Origin of the sequence: Neisseria sp. DTU_2021_1001991_1_SI_NGA_ILE_055 (assembly GCF_032342915.1) — a bacterium.
In the GTDB taxonomy this organism is placed as follows: Bacteria; Pseudomonadota; Gammaproteobacteria; order Burkholderiales; family Neisseriaceae; genus Neisseria.
The window spans coordinates 1,769,489-1,787,668 of record NZ_CP135440.1 but is presented as its reverse complement, the minus strand read 5'-3'; the positions used below and the strand labels follow the sequence as shown (position 1 = coordinate 1,787,668).

Annotated in this window: 13 protein-coding genes; 9 read left to right on the top strand and 4 right to left on the bottom strand. The window is 48.7% G+C overall.

The features are described 5' to 3' along the window. Positions 1–22 precede the first annotated feature (22 nt). From RRV97_RS08350 to RRV97_RS08330, 5 genes are all read left to right on the top strand, one after another. The gene (locus tag RRV97_RS08350) at positions 23–2,926 is read left to right on the top strand and encodes an Eco57I restriction-modification methylase domain-containing protein (RefSeq protein ID WP_315611256.1); all 2,904 of its coding nucleotides are present in this window, start codon (positions 23–25) and stop codon (positions 2,924–2,926) included. 237 nt (positions 2,927–3,163) lie between these two features. Next, a complete protein-coding gene (locus RRV97_RS08345) occupies positions 3,164–6,451 on the top strand; it encodes a DUF2339 domain-containing protein (protein ID WP_315611255.1) in 3,288 nt (1,095 codons plus the stop codon). A 273-nt stretch (positions 6,452–6,724) separates the two neighbouring features. Then, positions 6,725–7,105, top strand: a complete 381-nt coding sequence (locus tag RRV97_RS08340) for a putative zinc-binding protein (protein WP_003748129.1) — start codon at positions 6,725–6,727, stop codon at positions 7,103–7,105. A gap of 342 nt (positions 7,106–7,447) precedes the next feature. Further along, complete coding sequence (locus RRV97_RS08335) at positions 7,448–8,356, top strand: TauD/TfdA family dioxygenase (RefSeq protein WP_315611254.1); 909 nt, start codon at positions 7,448–7,450, stop codon at positions 8,354–8,356. A 23-nt stretch (positions 8,357–8,379) separates the two neighbouring features. After that, positions 8,380–9,180: a sulfite exporter TauE/SafE family protein gene (locus RRV97_RS08330; protein ID WP_003748132.1), complete on the top strand. Its 801-nt coding sequence runs from the start codon at positions 8,380–8,382 to the stop codon at positions 9,178–9,180. Positions 9,181–9,248: 68 nt separating this feature from the next. Here RRV97_RS08330 and uvrD read toward each other — a convergent pair whose 3' ends face one another. Both uvrD and gap read right to left on the bottom strand, forming a co-directional pair. Further along, complete coding sequence (uvrD, locus tag RRV97_RS08325; RefSeq protein ID WP_315611253.1) at positions 9,249–11,456, bottom strand: DNA helicase II; 2,208 nt, start codon at positions 11,454–11,456, stop codon at positions 9,249–9,251. Positions 11,457–11,556: 100 nt separating this feature from the next. Continuing rightward, a complete protein-coding gene (gene gap, locus RRV97_RS08320; protein WP_315611252.1) occupies positions 11,557–12,585 on the bottom strand; it encodes a type I glyceraldehyde-3-phosphate dehydrogenase in 1,029 nt (342 codons plus the stop codon). Positions 12,586–13,413: 828 nt separating this feature from the next. Between gap and RRV97_RS08315 the strand changes: the two genes are divergently transcribed. The 3 genes from RRV97_RS08315 to RRV97_RS08305 all read left to right on the top strand — a co-directional run bounded on the left by RRV97_RS08315 (position 13,414) and on the right by RRV97_RS08305 (position 15,826). After that, complete coding sequence (locus RRV97_RS08315; RefSeq protein ID WP_410505888.1) at positions 13,414–14,895, top strand: sodium-dependent transporter; 1,482 nt, start codon at positions 13,414–13,416, stop codon at positions 14,893–14,895. Then, the gene (locus RRV97_RS08310; RefSeq protein WP_036472778.1) at positions 14,895–14,987 is read left to right on the top strand and encodes a methionine/alanine import family NSS transporter small subunit; all 93 of its coding nucleotides are present in this window, start codon (positions 14,895–14,897) and stop codon (positions 14,985–14,987) included. The genes RRV97_RS08315 and RRV97_RS08310 overlap by 1 nt, the downstream gene beginning before the upstream one ends. Before the next feature lie 296 nt (positions 14,988–15,283). After that, a complete protein-coding gene (locus tag RRV97_RS08305) occupies positions 15,284–15,826 on the top strand; it encodes a hypothetical protein (RefSeq protein ID WP_315611250.1) in 543 nt (180 codons plus the stop codon). Between the two features lie 80 nt (positions 15,827–15,906). Here RRV97_RS08305 and RRV97_RS08300 read toward each other — a convergent pair whose 3' ends face one another. After that, positions 15,907–16,602, bottom strand: a complete 696-nt coding sequence (locus RRV97_RS08300) for an LrgB family protein (protein ID WP_295698305.1) — start codon at positions 16,600–16,602, stop codon at positions 15,907–15,909. Positions 16,603–16,617: 15 nt separating this feature from the next. Beyond that, the gene (locus RRV97_RS08295; RefSeq protein ID WP_003748145.1) at positions 16,618–17,091 is read right to left on the bottom strand and encodes a CidA/LrgA family protein; all 474 of its coding nucleotides are present in this window, start codon (positions 17,089–17,091) and stop codon (positions 16,618–16,620) included. Between the two features lie 14 nt (positions 17,092–17,105). Here RRV97_RS08295 and RRV97_RS08290 point away from each other — a divergent pair, with 14 nt between their 5' ends. Beyond that, complete coding sequence (locus RRV97_RS08290; protein ID WP_003748147.1) at positions 17,106–17,999, top strand: LysR family transcriptional regulator; 894 nt, start codon at positions 17,106–17,108, stop codon at positions 17,997–17,999. Positions 18,000–18,180: the final 181 nt, after the last annotated feature.

The window sequence follows — 18,180 nt, the reverse complement described above, 5'->3', positions numbered from 1 at the left end:
ATCAACTAAACAGGAAAAAAACATGCTGGAAACCGCTCATCAACAAGTTGTACAACTAATTGAAGACTTCAAAACCAACGCTGATTACTACCTTTCACCAAGTTATACCGAAGCTGCTGTCCGTCAAGATTTTATTGATAAATTCTTTACGGCATTAGGCTGGGATGTGGCACATAATCATCAGAAAAATCCATATCAGCAAGAAGTTAAAGTAGAAAAAGCCCAAAGACAGGAAGGTTCTCAGGCACAGAAACGTGCCGATTACGCTTTCCACCTTGCGCCAGATTATCGAACCGTACAATTTTTTGTCGAGGCTAAAAAACCAAGCCGTACATTGCGGAAGAATCAAGCTGACTATTTTCAGACGGCCAAATACGGCTGGAACTCACAAACAGGAGTATCCGTACTGACCGATTTTGAGGAATTTGTCATTATCGACTGCCGACACAAACCTGACTTTGATACTGCCTTATCTACTGAAATTAAATACTATACCTACACCGATTTTCTCAACCAAGATACATTTGCCGAAGTCTTCTGGCTATTTTCCCGCGAAGCCGTAGCTGCAGGCAACCTGCAAGCCTATATCAGCAATCTGCCCAAACCCAAAGGTAAAAGCGGCAAACAAGGCAATTTATTCGGCGGCGGTGCATCTATTGATGATAGTTTTCTTGAATACATCGACGAAATCCGTCTGCAAATGGCGCAAGCCTTTTACACCGGCAATCCTAACCTTGACAACTATCAATTGACCGAAGCTACTCAGCGCACTATTGATCGTCTTGTTTTCATGCGTTTCTTGGAAGACAAACAAATTGAGCCTGAAAATCTGCTACATAATATTGCCAATGCAGCCAAACCGTGGAAAAAATTTATTGCAGAATGCCGCCGCCTCGATATCAAATACAACGGCATTGTGTTTAAGCCGCATTTCATGGATAAAGATGGTTTTCTCGGCGCGGATGAAGCTCAATTTCGAGAAATTGCAGCTGATCTTGACCATACCAACACCCCTTACGATTTCAATTACATCCCCATCCACATTCTCGGTAACATTTATGAACGCTTTTTAGGTAAAGTTATCAGTATTCAAGATGGTAAAGCTCTTATTGAGCAGAAACCTGAAGTCCGTAAAGCAGGTGGGGTGTTTTATACGCCCAAATACATTGTAGATTACATTGTCGAACACACTGTTGGCCCATTGTTAGAAAAGGCGCGGTATCCATCCAAAGTTGCCGAACTGAAAGTCGCCGATATTGCTTGTGGTAGCGGTAGCTTTTTGATTGGAGTGTACGGTAAACTTTTGGATTGGTATCGCAGCTATTACAATCAGTACCCCACTGCTGCTAAAGAAGCAGGCTGCCATTGGGACGAAGAAAACGGCGTATGGGTATTGTCAATTCGTCAGAAACAACAAATCTTGCTTGATAATGTCTATGGTGTGGATATTGATATGCAAGCAGCCGAAGTAACCCAAGTTTCCCTCTTTCTCAAGCTTTTGGAAGATGAAACTATGGTGACTGCCAACGAAATGAACGTCTTGTTTGCCGAAAAAATCCTGCCTGATTTGAGCGGCAACATCAAATGCGGCAATGCTCTCATCGGCTACGATATCATGGACAATCTGCCCGATTTTGACCGTTCACACCAACGCAGTATCAACCCATTTGAATTCGAACAAGCCTTTCCCAAAGTTTTCAGACGACCTCAAAAAGGCTTTGACGCAATAGTCGGCAATCCACCCTACGTCAAAGTCAGCAGCAAAGAGCAAAAAGATCAACGTGCTTATTTCGAGCAACATTATCAACATCAAAACTACCAATACGACCTCTATTTGCTCTTCCTTGAGCGTAGTGGCGCACTTTTGGCGGAAAATGGCAAAATTGGCATGATTGTGCCGAATACATGGCTGCAATCTCTCACTTACACTGAAATCCGACGTTATCTACTCAACGATTACCGATGGCAGAAAATTTTGCACGGCAAAGAACACATTTTTGATGCTGTTGTCGATACCCATGTCTTGATTTTTGAAAAAGGCCGTCTGAACGGTAAAAATCTATTTGACGTAGAAATGGCAGAAAACTGCCAAATTTCGTCTTACCAGCGGCTTGACCAGAACCACTTCGATAAACAAGGCGGCATCATCAACATTCTTGCCACTCCCGAAGAAACTACACTGTTTGAGAAAATCAAAAAACAGTCTATTACTCTGAAAGACTGCACATTTTCAACTGTCGGAGTAAAACCTTTTCAAACAGGCAAAGGTAAACCTCCACAAAGTAAAGAAACCGTCAAAGACAAACCTTACGTTAAAGAAGATTGCCCCAAGCCCGAAGGTGAAAACTGGAAGCCGCTGATGCGTGGCAGTTTGATGAACAAATACATCAGCTACTGGAACGAAGACTCGTGGATACAGTACGGTGAATGGCTGGCAGAACCACGTCAACCGGAAATCTTCTCCGCCACCGAGAAAATTATTGTGCGCCAAACTGCTGACCGTATTATCGCTACACTTATCGGTAAAGACATTATTTGCCGTGATAACCTATACATAGTGATTCCGACAACTGTAAATGCAAAATTTGCCTTGGCAGTCTTAAATTCTAAGCCAACCGACTTTTGCTATTACCAGCTCAACCCTGAAAGTGGCGAAGTCTTGGCACAAGTCAAAAAAGCCCATGTTGAGCAGCTTTTGCTGCCGAAAGTGAACCAGGCAAACCAAACCTTGCATAATCAACTGGTCAAACTCGCCGACCAAATGCTTCAAGCCAAACAAAACGCAAAAACTGCTGAAACCGAATCTGACCAAACCTTCTATAATCAGCACATTGCCTTTTTAGATGACAAAATCAACCAAACTGTCTATCAGATGTACGGTTTGAATGATGAAGAAATTGCTCTGATAGAAAAGCGTGCGGGATAAACAAAAATATCGATTTGTCGCGTTGGTATCTCAAGGCAAGTATGCGATAGTTGAAACTCAAAACACATCCAAGGCCGTCTGAAAATCCTTAAACATTTTCAGACGGCCTTTTTATGCCGATTCTTTATATCCTATTTGCCGTATGCTTTTGTTCTCTGCCGTTTGTCTCTTTTTTTCATGAATAATGTTGCCGGTGTTACAATCGGCATATTCTTATTGTTATCAAACAGGTGTTTCATGCAGTTTTTCGGCCTGCTTATTCCTATTATTATCGGCTATTTTCTTGATGAGATGGCCACGGGCGTGATTATTGGGTCGTTGTTTTGGCTGGTTGCTTGGTCGATTGCCAAACAGCGTCAAGAAGAGCGTTTGGCTGAATCTGCTACGGCAGGCGACAGGATGCAGAAGCTGGAGCAGGAAATCGAGCTGCTGAAACGGCGTTTGTCGGTGTTGGAGCATGAGGCTGTCCGTGATGAGGAGAAGGTAGGGCAGGGGCTTGAGGCTCGGGCTGTTGCCGATGTTCAGACGGCCTCTGAGCCGCGTCATGTCCGGGTTGAGCCTGAGGCGGAAGCTGCGCCTGTTAGGCAGAAGATTGAAGAGGCGTTTGCTCCTTCTTTTTCTATACCTATTGATCCTGTTTCTACCAAGGCTGCTGCTTCGTCTGAGCCTGTTGCGGAAGAAGTTGTCGGGGCGGTTGCTCCGGTTGTTGCTGAACAAGCAGGGCTGCCTAAGGAAGAGGTTGTTGTTGCTTCGATGCCGTCTGAAAAAGAAGAAGCGCCATCGCGTCAATTCGTTATCCATAAAGTTCAGTCGGAAGGCGGAGAGTACAAGTTTTCCGACAATCCGATTGTTGCTTGGTTCTTGCGCGGCAATCCGCTGTTGAAAACCGGTATTGTGGTGCTGTTTCTCGGCTTGGCATTTTTGCTGCGCTACGCTTCCGAGCGGGTTCATGTACCGGTGGAGCTGCGTTATTTGACTGTGGCAGGCGCGGGTTTGGCAGCGGTGGTCGGCGGCTGGAAGCTGCAAAGCCGTAAGCGTGAATATGGCTTGGTGTTGCAGGGTTTCGGCGTGGCGGTGATGTATTTGACGGCGTTGGCGGCGTTGAAACTGCATCCGCTGCTGCCTGTGTCGGTCGTGTTCGGGCTGATGGTGGCGATGGTTGTGCTGATGGCGTGGCTGGCGGTAAGGCAGAATGCGCAGATTATGGCGCAGGTTGCTTTAATCGGCGGTATGGCCGCGCCTTTGCTGACTTCAGACGGTAGCGGCAATTATTTGGTGCTGTTTTCTTATCTTGCCCTGCTCAATGGCGGTGTGGCCGCGATTGCTTGGTTTAAGGCATGGCGTCCGCTGAACCTGACGGGTTTTGTCGCTACTTTTGCCATTGCCGCGCTGTGGGGCATGCGAAGTTATACGCCGCAACATTTTGCCACTACCGAGCCTTTCTTGATTTACCACTGGCTGCTCTATACCTTTATCGCGTATCTGTTCGCACGCCGTAAATTGACGGAAAACAGCGAAGACGGCGTTACGCCGATTGCCGACAATGCGACTTTGGAAGAAATCGGCAAGAGTATTTATACACACGGCCTGCGCGTGCATGTCCTCGACCATACTTTATTGTTTGGCACGATGGCGGCGGCGTTCGGCCTGCAATACCGCATGGTGGAGCATTGGCCGTCTGCGGATGCGCTTTCCGCATTGGGTTTTGCCGCGGTTTACGGACTGGCCGCGCTACTACTGAAACGTCAGCAGGGTTTGTATATTTTGCGTCAGGCGTTTTTTGCGTTGGCGGTGTTGTTCCTCACGATTGCTGTTCCGCTTTATTTTGAACCAAGCAATACGGTTATCTTGTGGAGTGCCGAATCCGCATTGGTTTATTTCTTCGGTCTGCGCCAACAGCGTCCGCATATCCGTTTGGGTGCGCTGATGGTTTATCTCTTGGCGGCACTGATTCAGTTGGGCAATTATCAGGGCTTCGGCACGGATACCGTTCTGGAAGGGCAGTGGTTTACGACGGTTGTGGTGTTGCTTGGCGGAGCGGCGATTTATTTATTGTGGAATTTCTTGCGTCGCGAAGGTTCGGCGCAATGGGAAAAATCCGTTCAGACGGCCGTGTTGTCTGCCGCCTTGCTGTACATCTCTATTTTGCCTTTGCTTTTCTTGGCCGAACAAGGCAGCATTGTCGCTCTTTCCGCTTTGGCGGCGGCGTGGGCATTCTGCCGACGCAAACACGAGCCGAATGTGTTCATCACATTTGCCTTGGGCAATGTATTGTTCGCCCTGTTGCTGCAATCCAGCATCATTTATGAATCCCAAGGCTTCCTGAGCCATCTGTACCTTATTGCTGCTACGCCTTTGCTGTTTGCGGCTGCCTACGCGCTGCAATATCCGCGCATGCCGGTTGCAAGTGAAAAGCCGGAAGGAAACGAGGTTTACTTTGCGCAGGTTTCAGGCTGGATCATCCTGCTTACTGCGTTGGCGACAGGCAGCTACGCCCTCTATATGCAATGGACAGGCGAGGAAACCCTGTTTATCGAGTTGTGGCTGTGGCCGATATTTGCCGGCTTGCTGCTGTTTGCCAAACGTTTGAAATGGGAAGAATTGCTACAGGCAAACTTGGCATTCCTGCCCGTGTTTGCCCTGCATTTTGTCTTCTACCATACCGAACACGCATGGACAGCCGCCGCAGCCTTGCCGCTTGCCGCCGCTACCGTGTTGAACTTCATCATTCTGAACAATTATCCGCGCCCTGATCTGATTTGGTTGCACAAACTCAATATCACGATACTCGGTGTACTTTGGACGCTTTGGACCGCGCTGTATGTCGGCGGCCTCCTCTCCGGCGTTTGGTCGCAGCTCTCATGGCTGGTCGTGCCTTTGGCGATGTGGATTGTTTTCCATACGCAGCGCCAACGCGAATTTTTCAGAAGGCATCAAACCATTTATCAGCATTTTGCCTTGCCGTTGTGCGCCCTTGCCGCCGCTTGTTGGATGCTGTGGACCAACTTTTCCACGCCGTTCCAACCTTCGCCGTTGCCGTATATTCCCGTGCTTAACCCATTGGAACTCGCCAGCGCCGGCATGCTTTGGTTTGCCCTGAAATCCCTGCCCGAAGCCTTGCCACCCGACCTTCGCCGTACCACGGCAACCACAGTCGCCGCCTTGGCATTTATGCTGATCAGCGCAGGCGTGATGCGCGCATGGCATTTCTACGACGGCATCACTTGGCGTCTCGACATCATGCTCCAATCCTTCGGCCTGCAAGCCAGCCTCTCCGTCGTTTGGGCAGTAACCGCCATCATCTTGATGGTACTCGGCAACCGCCGCAAACAGCGTTCCTACTGGATGACAGGCGCGACGCTGATGGGCATCGTAGTCGTCAAACTCTTCCTGATTGAGCTTTCCAACAGCGGCGGTATCGCGCGCATCGTCTCCTTCATCATCGTCGGCCTGCTGCTGCTTTTGGTCGGCTGGTTTGCCCCCGTTCCGCCCAAAGCAGAGAATGATGGCGAACACAAAGCCTAATCATTAACTTCAAATAAAAAGGCCGTCTGAAAAAGCAGCGTTATCTGTTTTCAGACGGCCTTTATTTTTTAGAAGGTAGCATCTGCTTTGTTCTGGAATGTCTAATTGTATTGAGTTATGATGTCTTTTAATATATAAATGGATACGCCGTAGGCCGTCTGAAAAAAGCAAACGGGTGCAACCCGAATATCCGCATACCACGCATGATGCGCCCGACAGACTGACCATGGGCGGACACATAAAGATAAAAACCGCTACCGAAGGAAATAGAAAATGCCTAACCGCAATGAGCTTCCCTTAATTTATTCTTGTTCCGGATGTTCCGATGTGGCGCAGCTGGCCAACAACACAGCCGTGGCGCTCGACCATGCCGGAGAATTTGAAATGTCGTGCATTTCCGGCGTGGGCGGCAAAGTCGCACCGTTGGTACGCAAAGCGCAGTCCGGACGGCCGATGTTGGTCATTGACGGCTGTCATCTGCATTGCGCCAAATCGTGTTTGGAAAATGTGGGCGTCGAAATCCCAGAAGGGCATCATGTGAAACTATACGAACTGGGCTACAAAAAACGCTTTGGCAAAAGCTATGACGAAGCTACGGTAGAAGAAGTTTATCAATATGTTTTGACGAAGAAGGGCGATGTATTGAGCAGTTAACAACTTTTATTTGCCTGATTGTCCCCAGAATATCGGTTGAGAATCTAATCCATGGGACTGTAAGTTTTACATATACATGATTTGGGACGTGAGAAAATAAAGATTTTAGGCCGTCTGAAAAACCATTTAGTTTTCAGACGGCCTTAATTTTTAGAAGTTGTATATGGTCCACAATCTGCTTTGTTCTTGCATGTTTTATTCGATCTGTTTTTTTGAAAAAAAACAATTCAGGTTATTAATTTATAGAATATCCTTACAAATTTTAATACTGTTGACAAAATTAGAAGTGATAATTAATATGCTGAATCTTTCTTTAGTTATTATTTTTTAAAAAGGGTAAAGATGAATACAAATTCGGAGCTTTATTTAAAAGCAATTCAACGTATGAATGAATTACGTTTTTCGGGAGAATATCATGAGGATAGAGAAGTTTTAGCTAATAAAGGGTTTGTTGTTTCTGAATTAAAGATTGATTCAAATCTACCTTTGACTCCAATCCGAACTGGGTTTACAAAAAATTCAGAGATACCTGAATCAGCAATAAATCTGTTAGGATATGTATGTTTACTAGGGATGTATCCAGTCGTTTATCAGGGAGAAAATGATGGTCGTTTAATCAGACATGTTGTTCCGAGAGTAGGTTTAGAAACACAGATTAGCTCTTATGGTTCTTCTTTGGACTTTTATCCTCATGTAGATAACCCTGATTTAAGATTGCGTGGAGAGGTTGATTTTCGTAGTCCAGTGCCTGATACATTAAGCCTATTGTGTTTGAGACAGCAAGATAACGTTGCAACTAGTATTTTAAAATTAGATGACATTTTGGATGAATTATCAGAGGAAGAGATTAAACTCTTAGAAGAAGCTGAGTTTACAGTGAATAGACCTGCATCTTTTGAAAAACAAGAATCTATAGATAAATTACCTTTATTATTTAAAGGTGATGACGGCTTGTATGTTTCAAGATTTGATTATCATAATGTTAGGGCAAGTAGTCCTAAATATGATTCAGTATTGGAAAAGTTTAAAAGAGCGAGTTTAGATCCTAAAAAGTGGGTATCATTATATCTTAAACTAGGGCAAGTTGTAACCTTTGATAACCAAAGAACGCTACATACAAGAAATGGATTTAAACCCAAATTTGATGGCAATGACCGTTGGTTGCTAAGGGTATTCGGATTATTTGAGAAATGCCATGATAAATATTTCTTAGATACTTCGTGCAAACATCACCTGCATACAAAAATTTAAAATTAATCAAGAGGAAACAATCCATGGAACAATTATTTATTCCCGGCAGCATTATTGCCGATTATTTTTATCTCGGCCTTTTCCTGCTGGTTGCCGCGTCTTTGATTGCGGGCTATGTCGATGCTATTGCGGGCGGAGCCGGGCTGATTTTGATTCCCGCATTTTTGATGGTAGGTTTACCGCCTCAGGTCGCGTTGGCACAGGAAAAATTGGTGAGTACCATCGGTACGGTGGCTGCGATTAAAAATTTTATGAAGAGCAGTTCGATCGTATGGCATATTGTGCCGGTTGGCATTGTTGCGGCTTTAATTGGGGCATTTGTCGGTGCAAAAGTCATTTTGATTCTTCCGGTGGAAACCATCAATTACATTATTCTTGCGTTTTTGCCCATAGGCTTGCTGGCAACTTTGTTTAAAGGTGTTTTGCTGAAAAAAGAAGACGAGCGTGGCGAGATAAAAAAATCCGTTATCGCGGTATTTTTAACTTGTCTGATTGTTGGTTTTTATGACGGTTTTTTTGGCCCGGGTACAGGTAGTATTTTCATCATTGCTTTGTTTGTCATTAACAAATTGTCGTTGTTGCAGGCTTCGGCTACTTCCAAGATTTTCAATTTTGCTTCTAACATCGGGGCATTTGTTGCCTTCTTGATAGCAGGGAAAATGGCGTTCCTAATCGGAATCCCGATGATTTTGGCAAATTTGTTGGGCAACCATTTTGGCAGCCTCCATGCTATTAATTCAAACGGAGAAGTTATTCGTAAGGTTTTGGTCGTAACGGTTTTGCTGATTATCGTTTCAATGGCATATAAGGCTTTTTCGGCTTAATAGGTAGATGTTAAAAGGCCGTCTGAAAATTTTTCAGACGGCCTTTATCATTCCAAGTCTTCTAATTTCTAAATCTCCTCCAGTTTCGCAAACTTGGTGTCCAGCTCTTTCACGCCCTGTTTGCCGAAGTTAATGGTCAGTCGGGCGGATTCGCCTTTGTCCACGGCATCGATGATGACGCCGGTGCCGAATTTGGCGTGGCGGACGTTTTGGCCGATACGGAAGCCTGCGTAGGTTTGCGGCTGTTTGTAATCGTCGATGATTTTGTCTTTTGGGGCGGCGGTTTGGCGCGGGCTGCCGTAGCTGTCGTAGGCGGGTTTTTTGACGGACAGGTAGTGCAATACTTCGGGCGGGATTTCTTCGACGAAGCGGGAGACGATGCCGAATTGGGTTTGTCCGTGCAGCATGCGTTGTTGCGCCATGGTGATGTAGAGGCGTTTACGGGCGCGGGTGATGGCGACGTACATGAGGCGGCGTTCTTCTTCGAGGCCGCCGTGTTCGGCAAGGCTCATTTCGCTGGGGAAGCGGCCTTCTTCCATGCCGGTGAGGAAGACGGCGTTAAATTCCAAGCCTTTGGAGGCGTGGACGGTCATCAGTTGGACGGCTTTTTCGCCTGCGCCTGCTTGGTTTTCGCCGGATTCGAGGGCGGCGTTGCTGAGGAAGGCGAGGATGGGGAAGGCGGGGTCGTCTGAAATGTTTTCGGGCAGGGTTTCAAAGTTGCTGTCTTCGGGTTTGAACTCGATGGCGGCGTTGACGAGTTCGTCGAGGTTGTCGAGGCGGTCTTGGTTGTCGCCTTTTTGGGTTCGGTAGTGTTCGGTCAGGCCGCTGTCTTTGAGGATGCCGACGATGATTTCGGACAGGGGCATTTGTCCGACTTGGTTGCGCAGGGCTTCAATCAGGCGGACGAAGGCGGCGATTTTGGTGGCTTTCGCGCCGGCATTGCAGGCTGCCTGCCAGAGGGTGATGCCTTGTTCGTTTGAGGCCGTCTGAAGGTTTTCGACGGTGCGTGCGCCGATGCCGCGCGGTGGGAAGTTGATGACGCGCAAGAGGGCGTTGTCGTCGTCGGGATTGACGGCGAGGCGCAGGTAGGCGAGGGCGTGTTTGATTTCTTGGCGTTCGTAAAAGCGCAGGCCGCCGTAGATTTTGTAGGGGATGCCGCTGCGGAACAGGCTTTGTTCGATAACGCGCGATTGGGCGTTGCTGCGGTAGAGGACGGCGATTTCGTCCAAATCCCAGCCTTCGCGTTCGAGGGCTTTGGTTTCGTCCACGATGAATTGGGCTTCTTCGAGGTCGGTAAAGGCGGAGTAGTAGCGGATTTTGTCGCCTGCTTCGGCGTCGGTGCGCAGGTTTTTGCCGAGGCGTTCGTCGTTGTTTTCGATAACGGCGTTGGCGGCGGCGAGGATGTTGCCGACGGAGCGGTAGTTTTGTTCGAGTTTGACGGGCGCGTCGATGTGGAATTCTTCCATCAGTGCGGTCATGTTGCCGACGTGCGCGCCGCGGAACCGGTAAATGCTTTGGTCGTCGTCGCCGACGGCAAAGACGGCGGCGTGGTTGCCGGCAATCAGTTTCAGCCAGGCGTATTGCAGCTTGTTGGTGTCTTGGAACTCGTCAACCAGAATGTGGTTGAAGCGGTTTTGGTAGTGTTGGCGCAGGATTTCGTTGTTTTGCAGCATTTCGTAGCTGCGGAGCATGAGTTCGGCAAAATCGACCACGCCTTCGCGTTGGCAGATTTTGTCGTATTCGGCGTAGCACTCAATCATGCGGCGCGTGTGCGGGTCGGGCGCGCTCAACACGGAAGCGCGCAAACCGGATTCTTTTTGCGCGTTGATAAAGCCTTGCAATGAACGCGGCGCGATGATTTCTTCGGCGATGTTGAGGCTTTTGAGCAAGCGTTTGATCAGGGAAAGCTGGTCGCCGCTGTCGAGGATTTGGAAGGAAGAGGGCAGGCCTGCGTCGCGGTGGTGCAGGCGCAAAAAGCGGTGGCAGAGACCGTGGAACGTGCCGAGCCACATGGCGCGGACGTTGACGGGAATCATCGCGCCCAAACGGGTTTGCATTTCTTTGGCGGCTTTGTTGGTAAACGTTACCGCCATAATGCTGTGTACGCTGGCTTGCCCGCTTTGCAAAAGCCATGCGATGCGCGTGGTCAGTACGCGCGTCTTGCCGCTGCCCGCACCTGCCAAAACGAGAGCGGATTGCGGCGGCCAGGTTACGGCGGAGAGTTGTTCGGGGTTTAAGCCTTGCAGGAGGTTGGGGGCGGATTCGTTGGGAAACATGAAGAGGCCGTCTGAAAATAAATGGGAATGCGCTATTTTAAAGGAAATACAAAAGGCCGTCTGAAAAGATGTTTCAGACGGCCTTTGTGTTGGAAGCCGATTAGAACGGACGTACTTCCAAACCAAACATACGGCGCGCGGTGTTCAGCATTTGGCAGCTGAAGCCCCACTCGTTGTCGTACCATGCGAACACTTTAACCATTTTGCCTTCGGTTACTTTGGTCAGCGTAGAGTCGAATGTGCTGGCTTGGGTGGTGTGGTTGAAGTCCATAGAAACCAGCGGCAGGGTGTTGTAACCCAAAACGCCTTTCAGACGGCCTTCTTTGGAAGCGGCTTTCATCAGCGCGTTGATTTCTTCGACAGAAGTCTCGCGGCTTGCTTGGAAGCTCAAGTCAACCAGGGAAACGTTGACGGTCGGTACGCGGATGGCGAGGCCGTCGAGTTTGCCTTTGAGGGCAGGCAATACCAAGCCGACGGCTTTTGCTGCGCCGGTTTTGGTCGGAATCATGTTTTCCACGCCGCTACGCGCACGGCGCAGGTCTTTGTGGCGTACGTCGGTGACGGTTTGGTCGTTGGTCAGCGCGTGGATGGTGGTCATTACGCCGTTTACGATGCCGATGTTTTCGTTCAACACTTTGGCCACGGGTGCCAGGCAGTTGGTGGTACAGGAGGCATTGGAAATAACGGTCATGTCGCCGGTAATCACGTTGTCGTTTACGCCGTAAACGATGGTTGCATCAACGTCATCGCCGCCGGGAGCGGAAATCAGTACTTTTTTCGCGCCGCTTTCCAAGTGGATTTTGGCTTTCTCTTTGCTGGTGAACGCGCCGGTACATTCCATTACCAAGTCAACGCCCAATTCGCCCCATGGTAATTCGGCTGGGTTGCGGGTAGAGAAGTAAGGGATTTTTTTACCGTCGATGATGAGGTGTTTCTCATCGTGGGAAACATCGGCGTCAAAGCGGCCGTGAACAGTGTCAAATTTGGTCAGGTGGGCGTTGGTCTCGATGCTGCCGCTGGCGTTGATGGCAACGATGTCGAGTTGGTCTTGCAGTTTGTAGTCGAAAATAGCGCGCACTACTTGGCGGCCGATGCGGCCGTAACCGTTGATGGCAACTTTGATACCCATGGCTTTTCCTCTTCTTTTGGGTTTGGGTTGTGGATTGAATGGCGGCAATTATAGCAAAAATGTAGTGCTGTGTAATTAATGTTTTATTGAAATTTTTTGGTTTGATTATTTTTGATTGTGGATGATTAGAGTAGAAATACGGGTTTAAAATTAATATTATTTTTGGTTTTTTGTCATTTTATTTTTTATTCATTTTATTTTTAATATTTTATGCTTATTTTAAATGATGGTGATGAATAGTGTAGAAAAAGGCGGATTGTTTTTGTTTATATTAAACAGAATTTGAGGACGGTTTCTTGATTACAACATGTAACAGTTAAATTTCAGACGGCCCGGATTGGACGAAGGAAAACAGGCCGTCTGAAACATTTTGATGACGGGGGATTTGAATGCGTTGGGTTGCCGCTTTTCCTTACGGGATAAGGGAAAGGCGGTTTGCGGCAAGGGCGGTTGTCAGTGGGAAGGGGAGGGGGAAACGGGGCTTGTGTGTTGCGTTTGGCTTGTATATAAAGAAGTGTATGAAGATTTTAGTCGTAGTGCATGAAGATTTTCCTTGCGATTTTAATGCAATACTGACTTGCCAACAGTGTTAAATTTTTTTACGATAAGGTCAGATTATGTTTGCATGGCCATAAGCGGTGCATTCTTTAAATACCGGATATTATCCTTGTCCGAATATCTATTTTAACCGGCCGCTTTGTCCGGCCTGATTTCTAAATATATACGCGCAAGGCCGGGAGGCCTTGACGACACTCGATTTTTAAGAGGTTCATTGTGTCAAATTCTCAATCCAGCGAACGCGCGACGTTTAGCAGTCGCCGTGCCTTTATGTTTGCCGCCATCGGCTCGGCCGTGGGCTTAGGCAACATTTGGCGTTTCCCTTACATCGCCTTCGACAACGGCGGCGGTGCTTTCGTCCTCCCTTACTTGGTTGCGCTGTTGACGGCAGGTATTCCGCTGTTGCTGCTCGACTATGCCATCGGCCACCGTTACCGCGGCTCGCCACCTTTGGCCTTCCGCCGCCTCGGCCGTTGGTTTGAGCCGGTGGGTTGGTGGAACTTCCTGACCAACGTCATCATCTGTATCTACTACGCCGTGATTGTCGGCTGGGCGGCAAGCTATGCCTATTATTCTTTGACTTCGGCGTGGGGTGCGGATCCGCAGGCATTCTTCTTCAAAGACTTCCTGCAAATGGCCGATGCCAAAGACTTGGGCTTGGACTTTGTCGGTAAAGTTGCCGGCCCGCTGATTGCCGTGTGGGTGTTTACGCTGGCGATTATGGCTTTGGGCGTGCAAAAAGGCGTGGCCGGTGCGTCCACATTCTTCATGCCTTTGTTGGTGGTGATGTTTGTCATCATGGTGGGCATCGCCCTGACCCTGCCGGGCGCGGCAAAAGGTTTGGACGCTTTGTTTACACCTGACTGGAGCCGATTGTCCGATCCGAAAGTCTGGGTAGCCGCATATGGCCAAATTTTCTTCTCGCTCTCCATCTGCTTCGGCATCATGATTACTTATTCTTCTTACCTGAAGAAAAAAACCGACTTGGGTGGCACAGGCTTGGTTGTCGGTTTTGCCAACAGCAGCTTTGAGTTGCTCGCCGGTATCGGCGTATTTGCCGCATTGGGCTTTATGGCTCAAGCAGCAGGCAAAGAAGTCAGCGAAGTGGCATCCAGCGGTATCGGTTTGGCGTTTATCGCGTTCCCGACCATCATCAACCAAGCCCCTATGGGTGCGTTGATCGGCGTGTTGTTCTTCGGCTCGCTGGTGTTTGCGGGGGTAACTTCCATGATTTCCATCGTTGAAGTGATTGTGGCCGCGATTCAAGACAAAATGAACATCGGTCGTGTCAGCGCAACGCTGATTGCAGGCGTGCCAATGGCGATTATTTCCACCTTGCTGTTCGGTACGACCACCGGCCTGCCTGTGTTGGACGTATTGGACAAATTCATCAATACCTACGGCATTGTGGCTTCTGGTTTTGTTTATGTTTTGGCGATTGTCCTGTTGCACAAGCTGCCGGAACTGCGCAACCACTTGAACGCGCTGTCTTCCATCCGTGTCGGTAAAGTGTGGACAGCCAGCGTGGTGGTTACCGTCGCTATGCTCGGCTATATGCTTTATCAAGATACCGCCGGCCTCTTAAAAGAGAATTACAGCGGCTATCCTGACAGCTTCCTCAATATCTTCGGTTGGGGCATGGTGGGCGCCCTCTTGGTATTGTCTGTCCTGCTGTCTTTCTTGCCGTGGAAACATGGTCAGAACTTCAACGTCAAAGACGAACATGAACACGAACGTGAAGGAGACGAATAATGAGTACTTCAGCCATTATTATGATGCTTGTCGCATTGATCGTCATTTGGGGCGGATTCATCGTCTCCGTCCTGCGCCTGCCTAAAGAATAAGGCTTGAGCAAATGAAAGGGCCGTCTGAAAGTCATTTTTCAGACGGCCTTTTTGCCGCACAGCAAGGGGACGGAAGAGGGTGAATTATCTTGGTGGACGTTTTTAATAATGGATGACCGGGTATGATGTATAAATTATATCTATTTGTTTTAAAAAGATTTAAATCCAATTATCGTGTTAAGAAACCGTTGTTCCCTTCAATCTTTGCCCGCTGTTTTCTTTGTTCTAGAATAGAGTCCGCAATGTCTTTATGAGGCATTAGGTACAGTATCCGTTTATTTGTTAAGGAGAATTTCATGGCTAAAGTACATCAACCAAGTAAAGAAGGTGATTCTGAAGATTTTGTTATCCGCCTCGATCCGCGCGAGTGGGATGGCACTTTTTCAGGAGAAGGCAAAGGACCTAATGACAGCTATGATGATGACCATACCATCCGCCTTGATCCACGCGAATGGGACGGTACTTTTTCAGGGGAAGGCAAAGGGCCTAATGACGGCTATGATGATCATACCATCCGCCTCGATCCGCGCGAATGGGACGGTACTTTTTCAGGAGAAGGCAAAGGGCCTAATGACGGTTATGATGATGACCATATCATCCGCCTTGATCCGCGTGAGTGGGAAGGTTTCGAGCCTGCGCAGCCGGCCGCGAAGCCGATATTGGAATCCAAAGCTTTCGATGGTGATGAACTTTTGAGCCGTGCCTTTGGTGAGGCTGATCCTCTTGATTCTTCTGCCGGTCTTTCCTCAGACAATGCGACCTATTCAAGCAATGGTACAGGTTCATCTGCGTTGGATACCATTCATGATTTAGCAGAGGCTTCTATTTTCAAACTGTAATCGTTCCATAATATAAAAGGCCGTCTGAAACCGATATATGTTTCAGACGGCCTTTTTGTGTATGGTCGTCGGGACGACGCCTAACTCATCATCCAAATTACCAAATGCACCATGGTCGGGCCAAACAATACCATAAACAGTCCGGCCAAAATCATGGTCAGGCTGGCCATCACGCCTTCGGTTTCGTGGCGTTGTCCGGCGCGCGATGTGCCGAAGCCGTGGGCGGCATTGCCGAATGCCACGCCGTTGGCGGTGTGGAAACGGATGCGGGTAAAGGCCAAAAACAGGTCGCCGAATATCATGCCGACAAAGCCGGTGATGATGGTGAACAGGGAAACGAGCGAGGCGGAGCCGTGGATTTCGCTGGCAAGGACGACGGCAAACGGCGTGGAGATGGAACGCGCCATCAGGCTGTTGGTCACTTCGTTGTTGAAATGGAACATATGGCTCATGAGGAATGCGCTGACTACGCCGACAAACATGCCCACCATAATGGCGATGGAGAGGATGGGCAGTTGGCGGCGGATGACTTCGCGGTTTTCATAAATGGGGACGGCAAAGGCAACGGTAACCGGAGTGAGCAGAAAGACGATGCCTTGGGTATATTTGTGGTAGGTGTCGTAATTGATGCCGAATGCCAGCAGCAGGAGGATGGTGCTGACGGAGACGGTAACGACGGGGGAGAAAATCATTAAGGGTTTTTTGCGGTGGATTTTTTTGGCAACGACATAGGCAAAGCAAGTCCAGATGAAGCAGGCGAGGGCGGTGTAGTCCATTTTTATTCTCTATTTTTAGGAGTGGAGTTTTTTGTAGAGGCGGCGTTTCCAGCGGTAGCAGAAATCGAGGGTCAGGGCGGTGCTGATCATCACGAGCGCGGTGCCGACGGCGATGGTCAAAATCAGCTGCCAGCCTTCGGACATCAGCAGGTCTTGATATTGCAAGACGGAAACCATGATGGGGATGAAGAAAAAGACGAGTTCGCCCAATGCCCATTTTGCGCCGCGGTCAACCATGCCCGGGCGGATGATGCCGAGCCCCAAAAGGGCGAGCATGAGGAACAAGCCCAATACGCCTGAAGAAATAGGCAGATGCGTGAAGCGGACGATAAGGTCGGAGACGCCCCATACTGCGCCGATGATGGCAAGCTGCAAGGCCGTCTGAAAAAATCTGGTGAGGGAATCCATGATGTGGGTGTGTGTTGAATGAAAGGCTTGATTATAGAAACCTGGTTTCTGCATAATATGAATTATTAAACGAATAATCATGCCTTAGAGGAATAATGGACTTCAAAAGCCTGTATTGTTTTGCCGAACTCATCCGCCTGCAAAGTTTTTCGGCCACGGCTTCCGCGTTGAATTTGACGCAGCCGACGGTCAGCAAAATCATTCAGGCTTTGGAAGAAGAATTGGGCGTGCCGCTTTTGTGCAAAGAAAACGGACGCAAAAAGCGGCAGGTGCAGCCGACCGCAATCGGCGAAGAAGTCTATCGCCACGCGTTAAACCTTTTACACGAACGCGATTTGCTGCTGGCCCGCATTGACGATTACCGCCATGTCAAAAGCGGGACGCTGCGTTTGGGCTTGGCTTTGTTTGGCAGCGATTTGCTCAGTCATGCGCTGTTTGATTTCCACCAAAAATGGCCGGACATCGAATTGTCGTTTTTGGAACAAGGCTCGCTCGCCATCGAGCAATCATTGCGCAACAACGAACTCGATGCCGGACAGCTGCTCGCGCCGGTTCACGAAGACTTCGACAGCATCACGTTGTGCGACTATCCGCTGGTGGTCTTGATGCCGAAAAATCGGGCGAGACACGATGCGCTGACGCTCAAAAGCCTGCAACACGAGCCCTTCATTCTGTTTGGCGCAGGCTTTTCCCTCAACGAAACCATTCAGACGGCCTGCCGCAATCAGGGTTTTACGCCTAACGTTGTCTGCCGTACAGGACAATGGAATTTGGTCGCCGATATGGTGGCGCACAATATGGGCATTGCCCTGCTGCCCGAATACTATGCCCGAAAAATCAATCCCGATGTCTTTGCCGCCATTCCTTTGGTCGAACCCGAAATCCGCTGGCAGCTCACCATGGCATGGAAAAAACACCAACGCCCGACGCCGGCCTTAAGGGCTTGGTTGGACGTGGTCAGGGAAGCGTTCGGCAGGCGAAACAAATAAAATCAAATCATCAGGCCGTCTGAAAAAAAGGAGTGTCGTTATCACCCGGTTTCAGACGGCCTTTCCCGTTAAAAATGGTAAAACGGCCTAAAAAAGAGTAGAATATGCACCGTTTACAACTCTGCGCCTCTCAGCAGGCTCGAATTATGGACCTTCCCAGTTCGCCTTTGAACTTCCCATC

Excerpts from the sequence above, each read along its gene's own strand:
- RRV97_RS08350 (WP_315611256.1), top strand. The coding sequence starts at position 23 with ATGCTGGAAACCGCTCATCAACAAGTTGTACAACTAATTGAAGACTTC.
- RRV97_RS08345 (WP_315611255.1), top strand. The coding sequence starts at position 3,164 with ATGCAGTTTTTCGGCCTGCTTATTCCTATTATTATCGGCTATTTTCTT.
- RRV97_RS08340 (WP_003748129.1), top strand. The coding sequence starts at position 6,725 with ATGCCTAACCGCAATGAGCTTCCCTTAATTTATTCTTGTTCCGGATGT.
- RRV97_RS08335 (WP_315611254.1), top strand. The coding sequence starts at position 7,448 with ATGAATACAAATTCGGAGCTTTATTTAAAAGCAATTCAACGTATGAAT.
- RRV97_RS08330 (WP_003748132.1), top strand. The coding sequence starts at position 8,380 with ATGGAACAATTATTTATTCCCGGCAGCATTATTGCCGATTATTTTTAT.
- uvrD (WP_315611253.1), bottom strand. The coding sequence starts at position 11,456 with ATGTTTCCCAACGAATCCGCCCCCAACCTCCTGCAAGGCTTAAACCCC.
- gap (WP_315611252.1), bottom strand. The coding sequence starts at position 12,585 with ATGGGTATCAAAGTTGCCATCAACGGTTACGGCCGCATCGGCCGCCAA.
- RRV97_RS08315 (WP_410505888.1), top strand. The coding sequence starts at position 13,414 with ATGTTTGCCGCCATCGGCTCGGCCGTGGGCTTAGGCAACATTTGGCGT.
- RRV97_RS08310 (WP_036472778.1), top strand. The coding sequence starts at position 14,895 with ATGAGTACTTCAGCCATTATTATGATGCTTGTCGCATTGATCGTCATT.
- RRV97_RS08305 (WP_315611250.1), top strand. The coding sequence starts at position 15,284 with ATGGCTAAAGTACATCAACCAAGTAAAGAAGGTGATTCTGAAGATTTT.
- RRV97_RS08300 (WP_295698305.1), bottom strand. The coding sequence starts at position 16,602 with ATGGACTACACCGCCCTCGCCTGCTTCATCTGGACTTGCTTTGCCTAT.
- RRV97_RS08295 (WP_003748145.1), bottom strand. The coding sequence starts at position 17,091 with ATGATTATTCGTTTAATAATTCATATTATGCAGAAACCAGGTTTCTAT.
- RRV97_RS08290 (WP_003748147.1), top strand. The coding sequence starts at position 17,106 with ATGGACTTCAAAAGCCTGTATTGTTTTGCCGAACTCATCCGCCTGCAA.